At 40.5% G+C, this 945-nt stretch carries 1 protein-coding gene; it reads left to right on the top strand.

Annotation, left to right across the window (positions count from 1 at the left end; genetic code table 11):
- Positions 1 to 83 precede the first annotated feature (83 nt).
- Positions 84 to 945: IS30 family transposase (locus ACFPQ3_RS01535; RefSeq protein ID WP_380433492.1), on the top strand; the 862-nt coding region annotated here is incomplete at its 3' end.

Below are 945 nucleotides of genomic sequence, written 5' to 3'. Positions count from 1 at the left end.
TTGTAAAATTAAGCTAGACAGAAAAAGCCATCTATGTTAGTCTCAGATAAACTACCACATTTGTCTGAAAGGGACTAACATAAATGACCTACACTCATCTTACCACAAACGAACTCGTAATGATAGAGGCATATTACCAAGTAGGTAAGAAAGTTTGTGACATCTCGAAGTCACTTGGCAGATCACGACAAACGATTTACAATGTTCTTTCTTTTCTGAAAACTGGTCATTCGGCTTATGACTATTATGAGCGTTACCAAACCAACAAGAAGCGTTGTGGCCGGAAAAACACTCAACTCACAAAACCAGTACAAGACTTTATCCAATCATATTTAGAATTAGATTGGAGTTTCGATGTGATAAAAGGTACCTATCCTGAGCGCATCCCTTGTTCTATGAGAACCCTCTATCGCTTAGCTGACCGTGGCATCTTCCATAAAAATGATTTACCCTGGCAAGGGAAACGAAACCCCAATGGGAAGAAAGAAACGCGTGGAAAACAAGCTTTTCGCAGAAATATTCGTGAGCGGACTGAAATGTATCCAGAGTTCGAAAGTGAATTCGGTCATCTTGAAGGGGACACCATTGTTGGCAAGAATCATAAAAGTGCTGTTATTACGCTGGTTGAGAAGCAGTCAAAAGCGATTATCACACTTCAAACTAATGGACGAAAAGCGAGTGATATTGAGGAATCAGTCAGCAAGTGGATGTCACAGTTTCCAAGACATCTCTTCAAATCCATTACCTTTGATTGCGGGAAAGAGTTCTCCAATTGGAAATCCATTTCAAATAAACATGACATTGACATTTTCTTTGCGGATCCAGGCTGTCCGGGGCAGCGGGGGCTTAATGAACATTCTAATGGTCTATTAAGACGGCACGGACTTCCTAAGCAGATGGACTTCAAGGGTATTTCTCAAAAATGTCTATCAGCTATAGCTGATA

It is taken from the genome of Streptococcus caledonicus (assembly GCF_042656225.1).
GTDB classification, from domain to species: domain Bacteria; phylum Bacillota; class Bacilli; order Lactobacillales; family Streptococcaceae; genus Streptococcus; species Streptococcus caledonicus.
Note: the sequence above shows the minus strand (reverse complement) of the source record. Positions and strands in the feature narration are given on the sequence as shown.